Source organism: Chitinophaga sp. 10T418, from assembly GCF_056394125.1.
Genome location: NZ_JBFTHG010000003.1, coordinates 183,237 through 205,705, shown reverse-complemented (window position 1 = coordinate 205,705; position 22,469 = coordinate 183,237). Strand labels below are relative to the sequence as shown.

Sequence of the window (22,469 nt, the reverse complement as noted above, 5' to 3'; positions counted from 1 at the left end):
TCATTGAAACTATAATAGCATGAAAACGAAAATAATTTTGCTGGGGTGCTTGTCTGTCATGACCTTGTTGTCTGCCCGCGGCCTGGCTGGTACTGACGACAGCAGTGCGCTGCACCGTCGCATAACAGCTGATCCGGGTAATGCCGGCCTGAAGCTGCCAGCGGGCTTTAAAGTCCAGACAGTGGCAGAAAACCTGGGAGCAGCCCGTCATATCGCAGTAACGCCGCTGGGGGATATCTATGTAAAAGTACAATCTTCAAAACCTGGGAAAGCGATTGCGGTTATACACAATGGCGTTGCGAAATCTTTCGGCACCTATCGGGGTACTGGTATGGTGATTAAAGGAAACTATCTGTATACTTCTTCTGATGAAGAGGTGTATCGTTATAAACTGAATGATAAATACGAAATCATCAACCCGGAACACCCGGACAAGATAGTGACTGGTTTAATCAACCGTCATCAGCACGAGGCCAAAGCATTGACATTGGATAATGATGGCAACATCTACGTAAACATTGGTGCTTACTCTAACTCCTGCCAGGTGCAGGACAGGGCAAAAGGTTCCAAAGGTATAGAAGGCTGTCCTATATTGGATTCTGCGGGCGGCATCTGGCAGTTTAAGGCAGATAAACTGAACCAGACATATGGTGACGGTGTGCGTTATGCTACCGGTTTACGTAATGTGGTGGGACTGGACTGGAATACCTCTCTTAACCAGTTATTTGTAATGCAACATGGCAGAGATGGTTTGTTTGATATGTTCCCGGAATATTACAGCCTGGAACAGGGCAATGAATTACCAGCAGAGTGTATGTATGCATTGAAGAAAGGTGATAATGCAGGATGGCCTTATATTTATTACGATGGATTCAAGCATAAGAAAATGCTGGCGCCTGAATATGGTGGTGATGGTAATAAAACAGGCGGAGAGAATGCGATAGACCCTGTGGTGGCATTTCCAGCGCATATGGCGCCCAACGGGCTGTTGTTCTATACTGGTAATCAGTTTCCGGAGAAATATAAGAATGGCGCCTTCGTTGCTTTTCATGGTTCATGGAACCGGCAGAAAGGACAAAAGGGATATTTTGTAGTATTTGTTCCGTTTAAAGATGGCAAGCCTGCCGGCAACTGGGAGGTGTTTGCAGATGGCTTTACCGGTATTGACAATATACAGTCACCCGGCCAGGCACAGCACCGCCCTTGTGGATTGGCACAGGGCCCTGACGGATCATTGTATGTAACAGATGATGTAAAAGGAACGGTATATAAAATCAGCTATAGCGGTAAATAATATTGTATGAAGAAAGTTATGATGATTATTGGTGTTGCACTCTGTGCAACACTTTCTTTTTTATCAGCGCAAACGAAACCCGTGAAGAACCCGGCTCAGAGCCAGTCTGTAAGCAGGGGTAAAAAGGTGTATGAGCAATACTGCCTGACCTGTCACCAGGTAGATGGTAGTGGTGTGCCACACCTGAATCCGCCGTTGATAAAAACCACTTTTGTATTGGGGAACAAAACCAAACTCGTACAAATTGTTTTGAAAGGGATGCAGTCGTCCGAGCCAATAGATGATGAATATTATTCCAATAATATGCCTCCGCATAATTTTCTGAAAGACCAGGAAATAGCAGATGTATTAACGTATGTGCGTAACAATTTTGGCAATAAGGCCAGTGCAGTTACAGCTACAGAAGTGAAGACCATCCGGGCGAAAAATTAGCTTTTAGCCATTAGCTTTTAGCTGTTAGCAAATGCAACATAATCGTTGTTACCTTTGTTTAAGGCTAAAAGCTAAAAGCTAACTGCTGTTTATGAAAATTCTCTGGAACTACTTAAAGCCACACAAGTGGTTGGTCGTTTGGTCTTTATTGCTTGCAGGAATCAGCCAGATCCTGGTGATGACGGATCCGTTAATATTCGGAAAAATCATTGATGATTATGCAGGCAAGACCGGGAGTAAGTCAGAGCCGGAATTGGTGAAAGGGGTGCTGTTCTGGTTGGGAATTGCAGTGGTCATTGCATTACTGGCCCGTTTGGCGAAATCTTTCCAGGAATATGTATTGCGGCTGGTAGTGCAGAAATTTGGGATGCAGGTATTCAATGATGGCCTGAAACAAACGCTCCGCTTATCATTTGAGGAGTATGAAGAACAGCGGAGTGGTGAAACCCTCGCCGTATTGCAAAAAGTAAGAACAGATACCGAACGTTTTATCACCGCGTTTATCAACATCCTGTTTACCTCGGTAGTGGGGATGGGATTTTTAATCTGGTATGCTATCACCAAGCATTGGGCGTTGATACCTGTATTTGTGGTAGGGATTATTTTTTTAGGTGGGCTCACCGGCTTGCTCAGCAAAAAAATGAAAACCGTGCAGCGTGCTATCAACCGGGAAACGCTGCAACTTTCCGGTGCTATTACAGAGTCGCTGCGCAATATAGAATTAGTCAAAAGCCTGGGACTTACCTTCCCTGAAATAAGGCGTTTAAAAACCTTTACCAAAGAAATATATGACCTGGAAATGGAGAAAACCAAACAGGTAAGAACCCTTTCCTTTTTACAGGGCACCACGCTCAACGTGCTGAAACAGTCTATCCTGTTTATTTTACTCTGGCTCATTTTCCGCAATATTTTAACAACAGGAGAGCTGATCACCATGCAGTTCATCACCACGGCTATATTTGTGCCGCTGCAGGATCTGGGGAATATCATTATTCAGTACCGGGAAGCAGAAGCCTCTTTATATTTATTTCATAAACTGATGGAACGCCCTGTGGAAGAGCGTCCGCTGGAGCCTGTGGAAATCGGGGATCTGCAACAGTTACGGTTTGAAAACGTAGTATTCCGGCATAAAACGGCTACCTCCAATGCACTTGATGGCATTTCTTTTTCTGTGGAAACCGGTGATACCATTGCTTTTGTAGGGCCATCCGGATCTGGTAAATCTACCCTGGTGAAATTGTTAGTAGGCTTGTATAAGCCGGTATCAGGAGAAATATATTACAATGATGTACCTACCGCGGATATCCGGTTTAATGCGTTAAGAAGACAGATGGGTTTTGTAACACAGGACACGCAGCTATTTGCAGGCACTATCAAAGAAAACCTGTTGTTTGTAAAGTCGGATGCTACGGACGAAGAAGTGTTGGAAGCGCTGTCCAAGGCATCCTGTAACGCTTTGCTGGCACGTTCTGCAAAAGGAATTTATACGAAGCTGGGAGAAGGCGGTGTGAAGTTATCAGGTGGGGAAAAACAACGTATTTCCATTGCGCGGGCGTTGATACGGCGACCCCGCTTACTTATTTTTGATGAAGCTACCTCCGCGCTCGATTCGATTACAGAGGAAGCAATTACAGATACTGTAAGAAGTATTTCTGCATTGCGGGAACAGATTACCGTGTTGATTGCGCATCGTTTATCTACGATTATGCACGCCGACCGGATTATTGTGTTGGAAAAAGGTAAGATTGCCGAAACCGGCACACATGAGGAGCTGGTAGAGCATAAGGGGCTTTATTATGCGATGTGGCGTCAACAGATTGGTGAAAGAAGGTCAGATGAGTTATTGGCCAAAGAAGAAAAGGAAGCGTCCGACCCTGATGATACAGAGTGGGACGCGCTGTAACGATTGACAATATTGTAAGATGCGGGAAGTGCATCTATTATCACTGCCACACGCGGACTATAGGATGATTACTGCGAAACACGTTTATATACATACTCTATGGCAGGTATTCTTTGCCGGAAGGGAGTGTCCAGTATTGGTGCATCACGTCGCGATCGGGTCCTTCTATGCTAAAAGTACGGCGTTGTTTCGCCATCTGTCCTGCGGTTTCTTTGCCTATCATTGTGGGAACAGGAAATGCAGACAGGTAGGTTGTCATCTCTTTCCCATTAGCAATTTTTCCATCAAAACTTGTTTCAAACATCATGATGGGGAACCGCGTGTCCATAACGATATATTCCCAGCGCTGGTTGATTTTGTTGAAGCTGAGATAGGTAATGCGGCTGAAGGGTGGTGTATTTTTTCCGGGTAATGGTTCCATTATTTCCTGGAGGAAGTTGCCGACAAATTGCCGCGTTACTTTGAAGGTGCCCAGTGGGATGGGGGCTGCGCCTGGTTTAGGCCATATGCGCATGTCTACTTCGTAATGACCGGTCATCGGCTTCAGCCAGTCGTATTCCGGGCCGGTAGCAGCGGTAATGTCGAGGTTTGGATCGTTTTTTTCCTGGGCAGTGATATGGCCGGAAAAGAATAAAAATAAGATGACAAAGAGAGCGGCGATTTTTTGATGCATATGCAGGGTTTTCATCCTTGAATTTAAGTAATCGTGTGTCGCTCTTTTAATTTTTTTTCAGAAGATGTGCTGACAACCTGTTGCGCTGTGAGATGGATAGCACCGGGAGATGATCTGATGTACAGTTGGTGCCCATGTAATGATCATCTCCCTGTGGTAAAATTATATTAGTAAAATAAGTATGTATATTGGCCGTGAAAAAGTATATCAATGAAACACTTCACGCTCCTGCAACGGGCTATAGCCGTCCTTTTTTTCAGTATCTGTCTGCTGGCTTGTGAACAGCCATCTCCTCAAAAGCAAGCGCCAACAGATACCCTATTCGTGGCGAAGCCAACAACAGCAAAGCTTCCGGAGAATACCTGTACCTATGATAACGAAGTATCTACGTTGGGTATTGGGTTGGTGATAGCTCCCAGGAAATTTGAAGTGTTTAATGATAGTTTGTTAACGGAGAGATGGACTATGGGTGATATGTCAGCCGAAGATACAAGCCTGGCACGTGTGTGCCCGAAATTCTTTAAGCCAGACTATGGCATCATGCATTTTGTTTGTGTAGGAAAGACCGCCCAATCGTATCGTATTTTAATCAACTACAAAGAAGTTAAATATCTCCCGAAAACAACCTTATATGTATTTAAAACCTGGGAAACGTACCTCCTGCAATCCTTTGGGGTAAAGCGTTTGGCGAATCCAAAAGGAGATAATGGTAGTGTGCAACCGCTGAAAACAGCGCCGGGCGAGGCCGCAGATACTTTGTCTGTGCCAGCCGGACAGGAGCTGTTTTGCCCGGTACAACTACAGGGAGACTGGCTAGAGGTAAAGTATGACTGCTTTTACAATGAAGCGGACAACCCGCATGAAGGCACACCTTGTGATCAATACATTTCCCAATGTAAAACACCGCTTACCGGCTGGCTGAGATGGCGCAAAGGCGAGCACCTGCTCATTGATATTTTCCTGATGCCATAAGACGGGAAAAGAAAGATTGTCTTTTAAATCCTATTTAAACTTATATTTTTGTGCTCCAATTAGCGCAACAGGAGGCTATTTAAAAACAAATCCGTGAGTAAAAAATATTATATTATTGATTTCGACAGCACCTTTACACAGGTGGAAGCATTAGATGAACTGGCGCGCATTTCATTGCAGGAGCACCCGGACAGGGAGCAGATCTATAAAAAAATAGAAGACCTGACCAATCAGGCGATGGATGGTAAATTATCTTTCCGGGAAAGTCTGGCGGCAAGAGTGCAGCTACTGGAAGCCAACAAAGATCACCTGAAGCAACTGGTGAAACATTTAAAGAAACAGGTATCCACGTCTTTTTCAAGAAATAAGAACTTTTTCAAACATCATGCAGATGATGTGTTGATTGTGTCTGGAGGGTTCAAAGAGTTTATTACACCGGTGGTGTTGCCCTTTCATATAAAAAAAGAAAATATTTACGCCAATACTTTTGTGTTTAATGCCGAAGGGAAAATAGTAGGGTATGATGAAAATAACCCACTGTCGAATGAAGGCGGCAAAGTGAAACTGCTGAAAGAGCTGCAATTACAGGGCGAAATACATGGCATCGGTGATGGGTATTCCGATTTCCAGTTGAAGGAATTTGGTATGATCAAGAAGTTTTATGCCTTTACGGAGAATATAGAACGCAAATCGGTTACTGAAAAGGCAGATCATATTACGCCAAGTCTGGATGAATTCCTGTATGTGAATAACCTGCCTTCAGCTATTTCCTACCCTAAAAACCGTATTCATTGCCTGGTGATTGGTGACGTACCGGATATTGCCGTGAAATACCTGAAGAAAGATGGCTTTACCGTGAAACATGCTACCACGCTGGAAGATAAGCAGCTGAAAGATGCCGGGATTATTTTGCTGGGTAATAAAGAATCTATTTCGGCGGAAAAACTCAGCAAGGCTACCAAGTTAAAAGTCATTGGCTACCTGGGTAACAGTAAAAAACATATTCCGCAGGATGCCTGTACGGACATGGGTGTCGTGATCTTCGACAATATCAAAAAGCCGGAATCTGTTGCCAAAAGAATCGCTAAGTTTATTAACAGAGGAGATGCCTTCAGGAGCAGTAATTTCCCGAATATTCAGTTACCTGAAGTAAAGAATGGACATCGCTTTGTTCATATCCACCGCAATGTGCCGGGGATTATGGCAAGGGTGAACCAGGTGCTGGCGGATCGTGAAATTAATATTGTGTCACAATTCCTGATGACGAATGAGCGGATTGGTTATGTGATTACCGACATTAGTGCGGAATACGATAAAAAGGTATTAAAGGACCTGAAACATATTAAGGATACGATTAGTTTCCGGGTATTGTATTGAGGATATTTTTGATTTATCATAAAAAGGCTTGCTCACAGAGCAGGCTTTTTTTATGATAAATTATTTTGGATAGTTAGTCCATTTATCTAAGGCTGTTATTTATTGTCAAATTTAGGAGTAAATCTGTTACTGCCTCCCGGTAGTTGACATTGTTTGGATATATTTGACTACCGCATTCGCCGGATAAAAATAATGAGCATATGAAAGCATTGACCTTTTCGAGCTTTGGTACTTCAGAGGTATTGGAATATAAAGAAGTGGCCGACCCTGTTTTGCGGCCGGGGGAGTTGCTCGTAGAAATGAAAGCCATAGGGCTGAATTTTGCAGATATCTACCGCAGAAAAGGCACTTATCATTTAAAGGGGGAACCGCCATACATTGCCGGTTATGAAGGAGCAGGCATCGTGGCCGACAACAATGATTTACCCGGCTTTAAGAAGGGCGACCGGGTAGCGTTTGCCGATGTTCCTTTTGCTAATGCAACATTGGTGGCCGTGCCGGTTACACATGCGATTCCATTACCGGAAGATATTAGTTTTGATACCGCCGCAGCGGTATTGCTACAAGGCCTGACTGCACATTACCTGGCGACAGACAGTCATAAAACACAGCCGGGAGAAACTGCCTTGATACAYGCCGCTGCCGGCGGGGTGGGGCAGTTACTGACACAAATATGTAAACTGCTCGGGGCGCATGTKATTGGGTTAACTTCTTCCGCCATCAAAAAAGAGATCGCGCTTTTACAAGGTGCTGATGTAGTACTTTTATATGGAGAAGACTGGAAACAGGCCGTTTTTGAAAGTTGCCCTGCGGGAGTAGATGTGGTATATGACAGTGTAGGCAGCACGCTGGAAGAGAGTTTCAGCGTAACAAAAATTTGCGGACAGGTGGTGTTTTTTGGAATGTCTGGTGGTAATCCGCCACTGGTGGATCCGGCGATGCTGATGGACACCTCTAAAACGATTACCGGTGGCGATTTGTGGAACTATTTAACTTCCGGTGATGAAAGAATAAAGAGGGCACATCAACTGTTTGAATGGATCCGGACGAAGCAACTACAGGTGGCCACGCCTGCCACGTTTAAATTATCGGATGGAAAAGCTGCGCATGATTTTTTAGAAAGTCGCAGGAGTACCGGCAAAATATTATTAATTCCCTAGTTTATTTTTTTTATCACTGGTCGGGGCAGGCGGTTCAGGGTTTGTTTTGCTACACAGCAGGGCACTTTCCGGGTAATAGAAATGCCCCCACGGTTTCCGTGAGGGCTGGAAAACAAACGGGACAACTATCTTTTACTGATATCACACAGCATATCAGAATGGATGTTTAATCCAATGTTGGTTAAATTATAGAGATGCTCACTGCCTACCAGGAATACGATCTCACAGATTTCCCGCTCAGAAAAATAACGTGCCATCCGGGCAAAAGTATCGGGGTCCGCTTTTTTTTCTTTTGTCAGCACCGTCACATAGTCCAGTACTGCCCGTTCTGCGGCTGTGAAAAGGGGGCTGCTGTTATAGTGCTGCAGTGCATCAAATTTGGCTTCATTCATAGATGCTTTGATCGCCGTCATACGGGCCGCATCTATGCAGAAAAGGCAAATGTTTAAGCGGGCTACCTGTTCGCGTATCAGCATAGCCGTTTCCTTTGGCAGCACCAGCTTCTTATCCAGCTGGGAAACCTTCCCGTAGAACATGCCAAATGCGGCAGGCAGCCGGGCGGAATGCACTTTCAGTGGCATCAGCACTTTACCAAACTGTTTGCGGGTAAAGAAATATGCAATTTTCATCATCAGCCCTGCGGGCTTTTCTATGGGAGAAAGAAAAGTATCCATTGTATGGTGTTTTAAGTTGTTTACACCCTTATAAGGACTGACCTATTAAAAATAGGACAGGTCCCGGAAAATTTTTTTCGGGACCTGGGTGAATACCTTTTATATCTGTACTATTTAATCTTATACCGCCATCCCGCATAGAACATCCGCCCCGTAACCGGACCCCATACCAATGAGGCATCGAAGTAAGGACTGAAAGGCTGGTTAGCTGCAATGATGGCGTCCGGTTGTATGAAGTTGGAGAGATTCTCTCCCCCAACGTAAAAATCCATCGGATGTTTCCTGCCAACCGTTTTCGTGATCTGAGCATTCATCAGTACGTAATCACTGGAATAGGACGGTCTTTGATAGGCCAACGGATTTTCGCCGGTACCAGGGAGTCTTTTCCTGCCATTGTAGTTAACGGTATAGTCAAACTTCCAGCCACTGATGGCATAGGCTACATTGGCAAAAGCACGGTGGCTGCTGGTAAATGGTTTCTCCATCAACTTACCGCTATAGGTGGTTTTTACATCGAAGTAACGGTAGGCCAACCGAACGTCTAATTTTTTGAACGGCTCCATGGTTACTTCTGCCTGTAAACTGTTGGAATATGATTTTCCATCCAGGTTGTAGAACTTTACCTGCCTGGGATTTTCCATGTCTGCTACTACCTGGTTACTGAAGTCGTTCCGGAAAAAGTCAACGCTCAGGAGGGCATCGCGTTGGAATAATTTAAATTTCTGATCCACGCTTATACCTTTATTCCAGGCTACTTCCGGGTTAAGTCCATATGCTTTCCCTGCTGCGGCGCCTATAATATTTACCTGCCTGGCGCTGACAAATACGCTGGTATTCTCTGCAAAAATATTGGCGGTTCGTTGTCCTCTGCCAGCACTCAGGCGGATCGTAGTTCCGGTAACCGGCTCATAGCGTACATTCAGACGGGGTGTTACAAAAAATCCGAATAAGTTGTTATGATCACCTCGGATACCGGCCACAATGCCTATTTTTTCGGAAGGACTGTAAGTATATTCGAAGAACGCTCCTGGTACAATCTCTGTTCTTTTGTAAATATCCAGTTTGAAATCTTCTTTATAATTATCATACAAAAAACTAAACCCTGTTCTGAACTGATGGGTAGTGTTGTTGATGATAGATTGATAAATCAGGTTACCATAGAAGTTCTGTTGTTTTGCATGATAGGTAGTGGTGCCGAAGTAAGCATCCTGCGAATGACTGATACCGGATAACTGCAGGCCGATACTTTTATATTTCTTTTGAGGAAATACATACCCGATTTTTCCGAAGGCCTCATATCTTTCGGTGTTCATACCTAATCCATAGTAAGTGGTTCCGTATTTATCTGTAGATGGATTGAAATCTGTTTGTCCGCCAGTACGTTTATCAATTAATGCTTTTACGCCAAATTGCACGAGGAAACCTTTTGAATCATCATATTTCCAGCGGTTTATGGCGCTGAACTGATTGCCAGTAGGGATATCCCGGAAGCCGTCTTTATTGGCGTCGAGTTTTTTATTATTGATAAAATCATCATGTAGTAGTAAACCGGTGGACCATTTCTTCCCGATTTTTTGTGAAAGGTTCAGGTTGAGGTCTGTCTTACCAAAATCATTTACATACATATTGGCGAAGAGTTGTTCACTATTTTCCGGCTTTTTCAATTCTACATTGATCTGTCCGGCAATGCTCTCATAGCCATTGGCAACAGATCCCATGCCTTTGGTTAATTGAATGGATTCTATCCAGGGGCCGGCAATAGCGTTTAAACCGAGTGGGGTCGCGAGGCCTCTGGGACCCGGGAGATTTTCTACTGTTAGCTGGGTATAAGTACCTGATAATCCCAGTAACTGAATTTGTTTGGAACCGGTTACCGCATCATTGTAAGCTACGTCTACAGAAGGATTGGTTTCAAAGCTTTCACTCAGATTACAGCAGGCGGCTTTGAATAATTCTTTGTCTGTCATTACCTGTGTGCGGATAGGATTGAGAGACGAGATATAGGTAGAATACTGCCGGTCGGTGATCTTCACTTCTGCCAGACGAATCCCGGAGGCGAGTATAATTTTCAGTTCTTCTTTGTTGGTAACGGTAATGGTATCGGGGCGATAGCCGGTATAGGTAACTACCAGGCGGCTGCTGTTGCCATCGTGTTTAATATGGAACACACCAGTAGCATCTGTGACCACGCCCCGGCTGGTGCCTTGCCAAACAACGCTTGCACCGGGCAGTGGTGTAAATCCACCTTTTTTGTCTTCTTCCATCACTACACCTTTGATGGTGATGTCTTTGTTTAAAGCTTGGAGGGTATCCTGCTTTGCTTCGTGTATCATTTGTTCCATTTCACGATAGTGGCAGCAGGCGGGCAATTCATTATACACGTCTGTTTTTGCCTGTTGGTGATCCAGGTCGTGACCTACCCCGAGGATACGGTGTTGAATTTTATCCAGGGATGTTTTGGTAGTATTGTAACGCAGCGTTAACAGCTTAGTGTCCACATCCCATACGGCATTGCTGACACCTTTCCCCTGCACAGCGGTTTCTATGCGGTGTTTGCATTGTTCGCAGGCGCCAGATACCTTGAAAGTAATGGTGGTATCTGCATTTACCTGGGCATAGGAGGAAATAGTAGTAAAAAGTAGTAACAGGAAGATGATAAATCCGGATGCTTTCATGTCAGTTATATTAATGACGATCCTGATCCTGATGGGGACCGGCGCTCATTTTTTGTAAATAATTTTATAAAGAGATTACCTGTAACAGGTGGGTGCTGATACCAGGGTAGTATCAGTTATGCAGAAAGGCATCAGACAAGGAAAGTGCAATGGCGCAGATAGAGGGGACATGGTGTAAGTATTGGCGGTGCGTGCGTTTGCGGCAGCATGTTCACTATCGTCTGTACCGGCTGCCGGTATCCGCCGCCCCATTGCTGAGGGAGCATAGCCACTACCGACAGGGTATGAAATATGCTATCGGAAGGTTGTTGGTCGTTGGTGATTTTAAATGTTTTGTGTTCGTCTTTGCAGCATTTTTTTCCGGAAGACTTTTCAATGCCGCAGTTATCGCAATGCTTTTTATTCTCGTGTCCCCATCCCCAGTTGCTGACTTTGCCCATGCAGTAATGGACGTGCACCGTAGCCCCGGTGGATACACCAAGGTAGAGGAATAGTAATATGAACGTAACGAGTTTTTTCATGTTGATGATGTAAAACTATGTGGTTTTTTCAATTGCATTGTTACATAATTATGAGATCATTTATATAATTATGGTTATTCGAAAAAGGCCGTTAATTCTGTTACAGTTTGTTTCGCCGTTCTGCCAACGCCAATGAGTGTGGCGGAAGCAAAGCCCGTCCATGAGCCATAGCCCATGAGCCACAAGCCACTGATGGCTGTAGCCCGTGTACCCTGTGTGTTAATTCTGCCATCCGGCTGTATAATACCTAGTGGTTTCAAATGATCAAGAGCGGGTTTATAGCCGGTGCAGAAAATGACGGCGTCTGCAGGCTCCTTCCATCCACTGTTCCAGCCAAGCCCTTCCTCATAAAAATGGTCGAATGGGGGGAGTGCATTTTCGTAAACGCCTCTTTCGCGTGCTTCTTTTACGGCAGGGACCACGACTATCTTGCCAATAGAAAGCCGTTGATAATCTTTGCCTTGTCTCTGGGCTTCATACTGTTGCGTGGCGGCATCAAACAAGTATTTACCGTCTATGTCATCCGGTAAGAATTCCGGCGGTTTTCGGGTAACCCATACGGTGTCGGCAACTTTAGATACTTCTGCGAGAATCTGTGCCCCGGAGTTGCCTTCTCCTACGATGGCTACACGTTGGCCGGCGAAAGGTCCGGGTTCATTATATTGTGCCGCATGAATCAGTGTACCGCGGAAGGTATCTCTGCCGGGAATATCCGGTGTAAAAGGATTCGTGTAAATGCCGGTAGCACTGACGACTGTTTTCGAAAAATAATCTCCTGCAGTAGTTGTTAATACAAAGAGGTCTCCTTGTTTCGTTACTGCTGTTACTTTTACGGGTCTTACTACCGGGAATTTGTACCGGGCTTCATATTCCTGCAGGTAATTAATAGTTTCCAAACGGGAGGGATAATAATGCTGACCACCCGGCATTAAAACGCCTGGAAGAGAACTCCATAGTGCAGGTGAAAATAGGGTGAGTGATTTCCAGGTGTGTTGCCAGGCGCCACCGGGGGTGATTTCATTATCGACGAGCAGGTAGTTAAGGTTGGTTCTGCGGAGAAAGTAAGCTGCTGACAAGGCTGCCTGTCCTCCGCCAATGATGATCACATCGTATATAGTGCTGTTTGCTGCTATCATATCGCTGATGTATTATATCTTCCGGTGAAGGTATAAAGCTTTCTCGGAATGTGGCAAAATTGATCATTTTGAGTCTTGTTTTTTTTGAGTGTGTTTTACCTTTGTTGTAAATATGTTTTTATGAGTGAAAGGGATTATAATGCTTTAATGGAATTAGCCGAGCGTAAACTGAAAGAAAAAGTTTCTGTTGAAGAGGCCCTGCAATCCTTTATTCGGGCAGGGATCCTTGATGAAAATGGCAACTACACGAAGCCATATGAGTGCCTCAAAGTAACTCCTATCTCCTGAATTAGCAATCAATTTTATGTATGATGTTAAGCCCAATTTAATCATTGGCTTTCATGGCTGTGACGCAGCTGTGAGAGATACGCTTTTGCAAAACCCGAATGATTATAAGATCAGTCAGAAATCATTTGACTGGTTAGGTCATGGATTGTATTTTTGGGAAAATAATTATGACCGGGCGTTGCAATGGGCTCATGACAAAAAGCGATGTGGTGATATTAAAAATCCTATTGCCACAAAATAAAGATCTCTCTCATGATCGTCATAAGGATAAAATCCTAAGACATTTGAATGGCGTCGTCATTGAATTATGCATGCTGAAATATATGATCAGATTAAGGCTGATATGACCGCTGACGGATTTTCACAGCTAAAAATATCCGATTCCACCCGTGGTGTGTTTCCGGAAGGAGGCCCAGCATTTAAAGGTTCCGCGATATTTGAAAAGAGTCACATTCAGATTTGCATCCGGAATCCGAATGTCATTCAGGGTTTTTTTATGCCAGGAAAAGAAATAGATTTCATGCGGTGGATGGAAGTTCAGGAACCGTCCAGGACAATGACAACAGCTTTCCGAAACCGCCTGCTTCGTTAAAAGCATTAACTGTTAAACTGCCTGAGATGATGGTCCGAATGCTTATACGCAAAATACCCAATCTGCTCTTTCGTCATCTTTCCAAAAAAGGGATGAATAAAACCCAGGTTTGAAAAGTATGCATGTCCTTCCATCAAAGAGATCCATTTCTTCTTTTCTGCTGCCAGGTCTCCACTGAGTTCTGTCACGATCACTTCCGGGCTGGCAGCCGCCTTTTTCATCATAGGGCGATCATCTTTCACTGAACTTTTCAGCGCCAGTCGGCCAAATATGCGACCAATGAAAGAGCGTTTACATATGATGTCGCCATTTATCATTTCTTCCCACATCCTGCAATGCTTTACCATCTGGTAAACATTCATCTGCCCCCATTGGGCTACGTTGTTTTCGTTCAGGGAGTTGATCCTGCTTATTAATTCATCCCTGGTAGCCTGTTCAAATATCGTTTTCATGTTGCGGATGTTTTGGTACAAAGAACCGCTATGAACTGGACTTTGATTTCTCCAAAATTGCTGTTTTGGGGAAATAATGCAGAGAAATGCCGGATGGCGCTACCAGGCAGACCATATAACTGGCATTAACGGCCCCAAACAGCCCCTTATTTCCTTCCCCGGGGGCATCTCATTATTACCAAATTGTTAACCCCGGAATCTGACTAGGAATATCTTCTTCCTGGAACGTACTCTCTCTGTAAACACCCAAAGCAGGGATATGGATAAACAACTACTTGAAAAGTATTTTAAAGGAGATTGCACAGAACAGGAGGCCTCGGCTATTGAAGCATGGCTTTCCGGGACTGACACTCCCTTGCTGGACGAGTTTATGATGGAGAAGTGGGCGGAGGCAAATGAACCAGTAGTTATTAAGCCTAAGGTACATCGGCTTTGGTATGCGGCGGCAGCTGCTGTATTGGGTGCTATCGCTATGGTCACCTTCTTCTGGCAACACCATCCTCCTCAACGCCCGGTGGCGGCGAAGTGGGATACCCTCCGTAACAAAACCAATAATATACAGTTGTTTACCATGGCAGATGGTAGTGAAGTATGGTTGAATACACATTCTTCTCTCATTTGTCAGCAGGACTATAATAAAACGCGCAGAGAGCTGTGGCTGAATGGAGAAGCCTATTTCAAAGTAGCAAAAGATGATCAGCGTCCATTCCTGGTCCACACCGGTAATCTTACTACTACCGTGCTGGGAACTGTTTTTAACATCGCTACCGCTAATAAGGCAGACGGCAGTATACAGGTAAGCTTACTGGAAGGAAAGGTGGCCGTTAGCACACAGGATCATTTCAATAAAATATTGTTACCCGGACAGATGTTACAGTATATAGATGGAAAAGATCCGCAGCTACTGTCTTTCGCAAGTAATGAAGTGCTGGACTGGAAGAAAGGAAAGATTCATTTCGATAACACCATGCTGGCAGATGCATTGGCAAAGTTACAACAGCGCTATGGTTGCAACATTGTACTGGAAGAAAAGCAATTAGGGAAAAAGAAGATTTCCGGAGAATTCAGCCGGGATATGTCATTGGAAAGAATATTATCAACACTGGAATATGTGCATAACATTTCGTTTACCCGGGTGGATGATAGTACGTTCCACGTACGTAAGAAATAGTTAACAATGACATTTTTTTCACGGACCTGCGGGATAGGGTCTATCATTTAAATCAACATAAAAATAAAGTACAGCCTTATGCAAAAATCTACAAATGGATTTTGTACAGGAAGAAGTGTGTCTTGTCATGTGACCTTTCTGTTAGTTTTATTCACAAGCTTGTCGCCGTTGATCGCCATGGCGCAGTCTTATAAATCTCTTACCGATAAAGTACAGTTACAATTAAGCAGAACGAATGCGGAGAAAGTAGTGAAGTCGTTACAACAACAAACCCATTATACATTCATCTATGACCCGGAATACCTGCAGCAGTGCGAACTGAATGACATTAGATTTTCCGGAACCCCATTGGGTGAGGTATTAAACTATATAGATAATAATGCACCGATTGATATTGAGCTGACGAAAGACAATGCGATTACTTTACGTAAAGGAAGCAGTCCAAAAGCTGCTGGCAGAAGTGGCGGACGCATCACCGGAAAGGTGGTAGACAATAAGAATGAACCCTTACCAGGTGTAACTGTGGCGGTTCTTGGGGGACAAGGTGCTGTGACCAATGTAGATGGTACTTATGATATAGCCTTGCCAGCAGGCGTTTATAGTCTTACGTTCAGCTATGTTTCTTTTGAAACACGTAAAGTAACAGAAATTGCTGTAAAAGATAATGGCGCAACACCGCTGAACATAGTATTGAAAAGCAACAGTTCCAGGCTGAAAGAAGTAACCGTAACCGGTAACTATCGTAAAGCATCTATAGAAGGATTGTACGCCATACAAAAGAACAATGCAGCCATTACCGACGGTATCAGTGCCGAGCAGATTGCACGTACACCAGATAAAAATATTGGAGAAGTATTAAAGCGGGTGAGTGGACTTTCTACTATTGATAATAAATATGTGGTAGTACGTGGTCTTAGCGAACGTTATAACCAGGCGGTGCTGAATGGCCAGGTAATGCCCAGCACAGAGTTGAACAGGAAGAATTTCAGCTTTGACATTATTCCTTCCAATATCGTAGAGAATATCACGGTGGTGAAAACAATTACACCGGACCGTAGTGCGGAGTTTGGAGGAGGTTTGGTAGAAGTAAATACGCTGGATATTCCAACTAACAATTTTCTGAATGTAGCCGTAGGTGCCAGCTATAATGATAAAACAGTAGGAAAGGATTTTTTGTCTTTGCCATTGAGTGGGAATGAATATCGTGGTAGTGTGAGTGACCACCGGAAATTGATGGGGTCTCTGGACTGGAAAGACAGGGATGATGTGATTAAAAAATACGAACTGGTGGGTAAGGAAGGATCATCATTCAGTAATAACTGGGGTGTTACTAAATTCAAAGCACCGGTTTCTCCTAATTACCAGGCATCGTTTGGCCATGTGTTTAGAGTAGGTAATGGCCAGCAATGGGGAGTAGTAGCCTCTGCCAGTTACAGGAATACATTGGCAACGCAGGATGCGATACTGGGCCGCGATGGATTTAGGGAATCGCCTAATGATACCGATCCCCAGCAGTTTAAGGGCCAACGCTATGGATTTGCTACCAATATTGGCGGCCTGCTCGGTGTAGGTTATAGAAATGAAAGGAATCGTATAGGCTTTCAATCTATGTATCTGCGTACGTTGGATCAGCAGTTGATTTTCGGAAAAGGCCAGAACGGAAAGTTTGGCGCTGATAATACACTGGCCTTATTTGATCTTGCTATGCAAACAACATTGTGGCAAAATCAGCTCAAAGGGGAACATTCGTTGGGCCGTAGCGGGGTAAAGTTAAAATGGTCAGGCAGTTACCTGAAACTCGATAGGCAAAAGCCCGATAATCACCAGATGTTTGCTGACTATAAGCAACCAGCAGGCGCAGGTTTGAATGAATATAATATTTCCAGCGTGGGAAGCAGTGCTGCTGAAGGCGCTTTGCGCTGGTGGAGCCGTGCATTGGAGAATAATTTCAACTGGGATGTGGCTGTGTCAGTACCGTTTAAATTAAATGCAGGTAATGTAGGGTTAGATAATACATTTAAAGGTGGTTATGCAGGCTGGAACAAAGACAGGTTATTTTTTGTGGTGAATACCAATTCGAAGTTTGAGAACAAGGACGGAAATTATTTTCCACTTGCCGGCGCGTTTACACCAGAGCACAATACAACGGTAGCAATGAGTGGCTTCGGCGATAACTTTAAACGGAGATCGGCTTCTTTGCATGCCTTATTCGCTATGATGGATAACAGGATTGGCAATAAATTCAGATTGGTTTGGGGCGTAAGGGCGGAGTATTACAACTTGAATAAGGTAAATGATAACCTTGATTCTATATTCGCTAGTTTCAAACAGGAGCCTGGAAAAGAATATGACTATTCTGCACTGTTAAACAGAGAGCCTAACTGGCGATTTTTCCCTTCAGCGAATCTAACCTATTCACTGACGCCTACAATGAATCTTCGGGTAGCTTACTCCGAAAGTATCATACGGCCTGATTTGCGGGAGTTATCCGTGTTCCGGGAGTATGACTTTGAACTAGGTGGAGAGTATTTTGCACAAATTGTAAGATCTACTACTATCAAACATATTGACCTGCGTTATGAATGGTATCCTGGTCCTGGTGAAATCATATCTGCATCGTTGTTTTACAAAGATCTTTCTTATCCTATGGAGATATACCAGATGGATTTGAATAACAGTTTTGAGTTGAAGAATAGTAAGTCAGCGAAGAACTACGGCGTTGAAGTGGAAATGAGAAAATCGCTGGCTTTTACAAAAGTACCTGTATTGCGTAACATTACGTTGTATGGAAACTTCACCTACCTGGATGCCAGGGTGAAAAAAATGAACAGCAACATCGGCCTCTTTGATCCGGCTAACCCGTTAAAAGTATCTGTGAAAGAAACAGTGGGAGAGGAAGAAAAACGTCCACAAATGGGCGCCAGCAATGTCATGCTCAATGCGGGGGTGTATTATGACAGCAAACCGTTTTCAGTAAGCCTTGCCTATAACCGTGTTACCAATCGTGTTTTTATACCCAACCTCGTTTACTATAATGCTTTAATGGAAAAGCCGCTGGAGTCATTGGATATGCAGGTAGGGGTGAAATTGTTGAAAGAAAAGGTAGGCGTGAAATTAAATGTCAGCAATCTGTTGAATAGCTTTTCTGTCATCTATCGCAATGCATTTTCAGCGGAAGAAAACAGGGCTTTACAAGGTGGGAAGGCACCTACTATGTCTCAATTGAATTATCAGTCAGGAGATTTGTTGAACTACAGATTAACTCCCGGCCGTACTTATAGTGCTACCATCAGTTATCAGTTTTAATGAAACGATGAGGGGTACTATGCGCACAAGAATTTTTACGCGTAACCGAAAAATATATCCTGATCAGGTATCTATCCATTATTAACTAGTGATTTGTTTAAACTTAAAAAAGTAAAATCCCATGAACAAGAAGCCCTTAGCGGTAACCCTCGTATCTGCAGCAGCATTGCTGGGTATGATGTTAGGCACTTCCTGCAAAAAAGAAAACAACGGTGTACAAAATGATCGTACAGTAGTAGCTGGTGGCCCTTGAGGTGCATCTGGTACTTGCGGCGACAGCACTATTACTGGTGTAATTACCAGCAACATTACGCTGAAAAGCTGTAAAATTTACAAACTCGATGGTCTGGTTTACGTGGCCAACAATGCAACTGTAACCGTTGAAGCCGGTACAGTGATCAAAGGTATTAAAGGTGCTACAGGTACTGCCGGTGGTGGTTTGATCGTTACACGCGGTTCAAAGCTGAACGCTGTTGGTACTGCTACTGATCCTATTATTTTTACCTCTAATGAAGCAGCACCTGCTTCTGGTGACTGGGGTGGTGTGGTATTGTTAGGTAAAGCACCAACCAACCATGCAGCAGCAGTTACTGTAGAAGGTATCACTGGTACTCCTCCTGCTGATGCAACTTATGGTGGACCCACCAATAACATTCCAGGTGACAACTCTGGTTCACTGAAATATGTGAGAATTGAGTACGCTGGTTTTGAACTGTCTACAGACAATGAACTGAATGGTCTTACCCTGGCAGGTGTTGGTAGCGGTACTTTGATTGATTTCGTAGAAGTGTACAAATCAAAAGATGATGCTTTTGAATTCTTTGGTGGTACAGTAAATGCTTCTCACCTGGTAGCGATCGATGCACTGGATGATATGTTTGATACTGATAATGGTTATTCTGGTACTATCTCTTATGCACTGGGTGTTTCTGATCCTAACCGTGCTGATAAGAGCCAGTCTAATGGTTTTGAAAGTGACAACAATGCTACTGGCGCTGCTGTGACTCCAAACACACATCMTACTTACAATAACATCACTATCATTGGTCAGCCTACTGCTGCTGCTGCTTCCATTACTAATGGTCTGCCTTCAGGTACTGGTAAATATGGTCGTGCTGCTCACCTGAGAAGAAACGCTGAATTTGCTATCAACAGCTCTATCTTCCTTGGTTTCAACTATGGCATATCTCAGGATACTGCATTACCTACTGTTCAGCCTCCTCACACTTATTCTAAGTACCTGGCTGGTATCTCTACCCTGAATACCAACTATGTACACGCTTACGTTTTTGCTTATGCTAAAGAATTCAACTTCACTGGATTCTCAGCTATCACTCCACTTGGTACTACCAACAAAGGATATGTTAACGCTAATCCTAACCTGGATATCAAACTGGCTGCTCCATTCAGTGCAACCCGTGCTATCAGCAACTTTATCCCAACAGCTTTGTCTCCTGCCAAAGCTGCCGGTGCTTTCCCTACAGGAAACACTACCTGGGCTAATACCTGGACAGTACTGTAATATTTATTACCTGGTAACGTATAGGGGAATTTCCCCTATACGTTATTATCGTTTTTTAATTTAAAGTGGTAATCAATGTATCAGAAATCCTTTACTTACTTCTTACCTATTGTTATAGCAGGAATGATATTGAGCGTTTCCTGTAAGAAGGAGGATAAGACCAGGATCAATGTTGATCGTTCAGTAGTAGCAGGTGGCCCATCCGGCGCTGCCGGTACCTGTGGAGATACCACTCTTTCTGGTGTAATAAGTACCAACCTGACCTTAAAGAGTTGTAAGATCTATAAACTGGATGGACTGGTTTACGTGGCGAACAATGCCACTGTAACTATTGAAGCGGGTACATTGATCAAAGGTATAAAAGGAATTCCTGCCGGAGGAGTAGAAACAGCAGGCGGCGCCCTGGTTGTTACCCGTGGCTCCAGGTTGAATGCTATTGGGAATGTTACCAATCCTATTATTTTTACGTCCAATGAACCGGTTCCTGCTTCTGGGGACTGGGGTGGGTTGGTATTAATAGGCAAGGCTCCTACCAATTATGGTGCCCCCTTATCCATTGAAGGCGTTATGCCTAATTCTGCTCCGGTGGATATCACTTATGGAGGCCCTGGAAACTTCAATTTCGCCGAYAATTCAGGAATACTGAAATATGTAAGAATTGAATATGCCGGCTTTGAACTTACTGTGGATAATGAATTGAACGGCCTTTCCCTTTATGGTGTAGGGAATGGCACTACGTTGGATTACATCGAAGTATATAAATCAAAAGCGGATGCTTTTTCTTTCACCGGCGGTACTGTGAATGCCTCTCATCTGCTGGCTATTGATGCTTTGGATGATATGTTTTATACTAATTTGGGTTATACCGGTACCATCTCTTTTGGACTTGGCATTGCTGATCCCACCCGTGCAAGCAGGAACCAATCCAATGGCTTTGAAAGTGAGAACAGTTTCAACGGCGCGCCAACCGTTCCCATTACACATCCTGTTTATAACTACATGACTATTATTGGTGTACCGAATCCTGCAGCAGCTTCTATTACTAATGGCCTGCCTTCAGGTTTGGGTAAGTATGGGCGTGCGGCGTATCTGAGAAGGAATACACAGTTTACGATCAATCGTTCTGTTTTCATCGGATTTAATTATGGTATTTCCCAGGACATAGCACTGCCTGTCGTTGAGCCACCTAATAATACTTATACCAGGTACCTGGAGGGTATTTCTATACTGAATACCAATTATGTACATGGATATATATATGCCTATGATAAGGAAAGTAATTTTTCAGGGTTCACAGGTATTGTTCCATTAGGTACTACCAACAAAGCATATGTTAGTGCGAATCCTAATCTCGATGTGAAACTGAGGTTTCCTTTCAGTGTAACCCGTGCTATTGTTAATTATATTCCGCTTCAGTTATCTCCTGCACTGATTGCTGGTGCTTTCCCTGCCGGCAATACTACATGGGCTGATGTCTGGACGGTGTTGTAATGTTTGCCGGCCATAAATACAACGTCTATTTTTTATTATATCTATTTAATTTTTATAAACAGCGTACACGTGAATAATAAGTCATTTTTTGTTATCAAAGGCCTTTCACTTTTTCTTTTTGTGGTAATGATTGCTTCCTGCCGGAAGGGGGATTTGCCGGCAGCACGCTACTTCGGTAAAGTGAATGTAACCTTACTCAATCTTCCCAATACACCCACCGTAATGATGTATTTCGATGGTCAGCCGTTGGATACTATCAAAGTAATCGGTGGTAGTTCTTATGTTGTTCCGGCTGGCAAACAAGGGAAGTTAGCTGCGTATGATGCTGCAAGCAAAACCTTGCTGGCGGATACGCTTATTACTATTTTGCCAAATGGTATGCAACAATTCAAGTTTGCATATAGTACAGAATTCGGACTGAAAGGATTTATCGCTGAAGGTAGTAGCTCTACAGTACCGCCGGACTCGCTGGATGTACGGTTGTTTAATAATTTGAATCCTGCTTTTTATCCAAAGGAAAAATATGACCTTATATTTATCTACGCCGATCCTGTATCCGGTGAGTTAGTACCATCCGATGTAGTKGTGAAAGGTTGGGAACGGAAAAAATTATCTCCGGTACTGAGATTTAAGGCAGTAACAACAGATGGACTGGTATATTACTATGCAGCCAAACTGATCGATCCGGAAACAGGTGCAATCGTAACACAGCCCGATGGATCTGAATTCTTTGCATTCACCAGCGATCAGGTTGCCGGGAAATCCAAGATAACTGTTATTAGTGATGATAATAACGGCGTTATATCTCCTAATGAAATAGATCTCTGATA

20 protein-coding genes are annotated in these 22,469 nt (G+C 43.8%); 14 read left to right on the top strand and 6 right to left on the bottom strand.

All coding sequences use genetic code 11. The features are described from left to right. The first annotated feature begins 19 nt into the window (after window positions 1-19). From AC1DCV_RS09015 to AC1DCV_RS09005, 3 genes are all read left to right on the top strand, one after another. Window positions 20-1,294 carry a PQQ-dependent sugar dehydrogenase gene (locus AC1DCV_RS09015; protein WP_477022896.1) on the top strand — a complete coding sequence of 425 codons (1,275 nt, stop codon included), beginning with the start codon at window positions 20-22 and terminating at the stop codon, window positions 1,292-1,294. Window positions 1,295-1,300: 6 nt separating this feature from the next. Then, window positions 1,301-1,726: a c-type cytochrome gene (locus AC1DCV_RS09010; RefSeq protein WP_477022895.1), complete on the top strand. Its 426-nt coding sequence runs from the start codon at window positions 1,301-1,303 to the stop codon at window positions 1,724-1,726. 91 nt (window positions 1,727-1,817) lie between these two features. Then, entirely contained in the window at window positions 1,818-3,629 is a 1,812-nt protein-coding gene (locus AC1DCV_RS09005) for an ABC transporter ATP-binding protein (protein WP_477022894.1), read from the top strand. A gap of 97 nt (window positions 3,630-3,726) precedes the next feature. Here the strand turns inward: AC1DCV_RS09005 and AC1DCV_RS09000 are convergent, their stop codons facing one another. Next, window positions 3,727-4,302, bottom strand: coding sequence for a DUF1579 family protein (locus tag AC1DCV_RS09000; protein ID WP_477022893.1), 576 nt, complete (start codon window positions 4,300-4,302; stop codon window positions 3,727-3,729). A gap of 210 nt (window positions 4,303-4,512) precedes the next feature. Here AC1DCV_RS09000 and AC1DCV_RS08995 point away from each other — a divergent pair, with 210 nt between their 5' ends. The 3 genes from AC1DCV_RS08995 (at window position 4,513) to AC1DCV_RS08985 (ending at window position 7,811) form a co-directional block, all read left to right on the top strand. After that, the gene (locus AC1DCV_RS08995; RefSeq protein WP_477022892.1) at window positions 4,513-5,274 is read left to right on the top strand and encodes a hypothetical protein; all 762 of its coding nucleotides are present in this window, start codon (window positions 4,513-4,515) and stop codon (window positions 5,272-5,274) included. 93 nt (window positions 5,275-5,367) lie between these two features. Then, window positions 5,368-6,651, top strand: a complete 1,284-nt coding sequence (locus tag AC1DCV_RS08990; RefSeq protein ID WP_477022891.1) for an HAD-IB family phosphatase — start codon at window positions 5,368-5,370, stop codon at window positions 6,649-6,651. Between the two features lie 200 nt (window positions 6,652-6,851). After that, window positions 6,852-7,811, top strand: coding sequence for a quinone oxidoreductase family protein (locus AC1DCV_RS08985; protein WP_477022890.1), 960 nt, complete (start codon window positions 6,852-6,854; stop codon window positions 7,809-7,811). A 125-nt stretch (window positions 7,812-7,936) separates the two neighbouring features. On the opposite strand, the gene AC1DCV_RS08980 is transcribed toward AC1DCV_RS08985, so the two are convergent. The 4 genes from AC1DCV_RS08980 to AC1DCV_RS08965 form a co-directional block, all read right to left on the bottom strand. Further along, on the bottom strand, window positions 7,937-8,485 hold the full coding sequence (locus AC1DCV_RS08980) for a carboxymuconolactone decarboxylase family protein (protein WP_477022889.1): 549 nt from the start codon (window positions 8,483-8,485) through the stop codon (window positions 7,937-7,939). A gap of 110 nt (window positions 8,486-8,595) precedes the next feature. Next, window positions 8,596-11,160, bottom strand: a complete 2,565-nt coding sequence (locus AC1DCV_RS08975; protein ID WP_477022888.1) for a TonB-dependent receptor domain-containing protein — start codon at window positions 11,158-11,160, stop codon at window positions 8,596-8,598. A 131-nt stretch (window positions 11,161-11,291) separates the two neighbouring features. Next, window positions 11,292-11,681, bottom strand: coding sequence for an HYC_CC_PP family protein (locus AC1DCV_RS08970; RefSeq protein WP_477022887.1), 390 nt, complete (start codon window positions 11,679-11,681; stop codon window positions 11,292-11,294). Window positions 11,682-11,755: 74 nt separating this feature from the next. Next, on the bottom strand, window positions 11,756-12,817 hold the full coding sequence (locus AC1DCV_RS08965) for an ArsO family NAD(P)H-dependent flavin-containing monooxygenase (protein WP_477022886.1): 1,062 nt from the start codon (window positions 12,815-12,817) through the stop codon (window positions 11,756-11,758). Between the two features lie 120 nt (window positions 12,818-12,937). Here AC1DCV_RS08965 and AC1DCV_RS08960 point away from each other — a divergent pair, with 120 nt between their 5' ends. Further along, window positions 12,938-13,105 (top strand): hypothetical protein, encoded by a 168-nt coding sequence (locus tag AC1DCV_RS08960; protein WP_477022885.1) that lies wholly within the window; start codon window positions 12,938-12,940, stop codon window positions 13,103-13,105. 16 nt (window positions 13,106-13,121) lie between these two features. Next, a complete protein-coding gene (locus AC1DCV_RS08955; protein ID WP_477022884.1) occupies window positions 13,122-13,346 on the top strand; it encodes a hypothetical protein in 225 nt (74 codons plus the stop codon). 356 nt (window positions 13,347-13,702) lie between these two features. Here the strand turns inward: AC1DCV_RS08955 and AC1DCV_RS08950 are convergent, their stop codons facing one another. Continuing rightward, on the bottom strand, window positions 13,703-14,149 hold the full coding sequence (locus AC1DCV_RS08950; protein ID WP_477022883.1) for a DUF1569 domain-containing protein: 447 nt from the start codon (window positions 14,147-14,149) through the stop codon (window positions 13,703-13,705). 259 nt (window positions 14,150-14,408) lie between these two features. Here AC1DCV_RS08950 and AC1DCV_RS08945 point away from each other — a divergent pair, with 259 nt between their 5' ends. The 6 genes from AC1DCV_RS08945 to AC1DCV_RS08920 all read left to right on the top strand — a co-directional run bounded on the left by AC1DCV_RS08945 (window position 14,409) and on the right by AC1DCV_RS08920 (window position 22,467). Continuing rightward, window positions 14,409-15,320, top strand: a complete 912-nt coding sequence (locus AC1DCV_RS08945) for a FecR family protein (protein ID WP_477022882.1) — start codon at window positions 14,409-14,411, stop codon at window positions 15,318-15,320. A gap of 78 nt (window positions 15,321-15,398) precedes the next feature. Then, a complete protein-coding gene (locus AC1DCV_RS08940; protein WP_477022881.1) occupies window positions 15,399-18,626 on the top strand; it encodes a TonB-dependent receptor domain-containing protein in 3,228 nt (1,075 codons plus the stop codon). A 121-nt stretch (window positions 18,627-18,747) separates the two neighbouring features. Next, a complete protein-coding gene (locus AC1DCV_RS08935) occupies window positions 18,748-18,879 on the top strand; it encodes a hypothetical protein (RefSeq protein WP_477022880.1) in 132 nt (43 codons plus the stop codon). Window positions 18,880-18,981: 102 nt separating this feature from the next. Then, window positions 18,982-20,148, top strand: a complete 1,167-nt coding sequence (locus AC1DCV_RS08930; RefSeq protein WP_477022879.1) for a hypothetical protein — start codon at window positions 18,982-18,984, stop codon at window positions 20,146-20,148. Between the two features lie 75 nt (window positions 20,149-20,223). Further along, window positions 20,224-21,639 carry a hypothetical protein gene (locus AC1DCV_RS08925; protein ID WP_477022878.1) on the top strand — a complete coding sequence of 472 codons (1,416 nt, stop codon included), beginning with the start codon at window positions 20,224-20,226 and terminating at the stop codon, window positions 21,637-21,639. Between the two features lie 69 nt (window positions 21,640-21,708). Continuing rightward, a complete protein-coding gene (locus tag AC1DCV_RS08920; RefSeq protein ID WP_477022877.1) occupies window positions 21,709-22,467 on the top strand; it encodes a hypothetical protein in 759 nt (252 codons plus the stop codon). The last annotated feature ends 2 nt before the right edge of the window (window positions 22,468-22,469 follow it).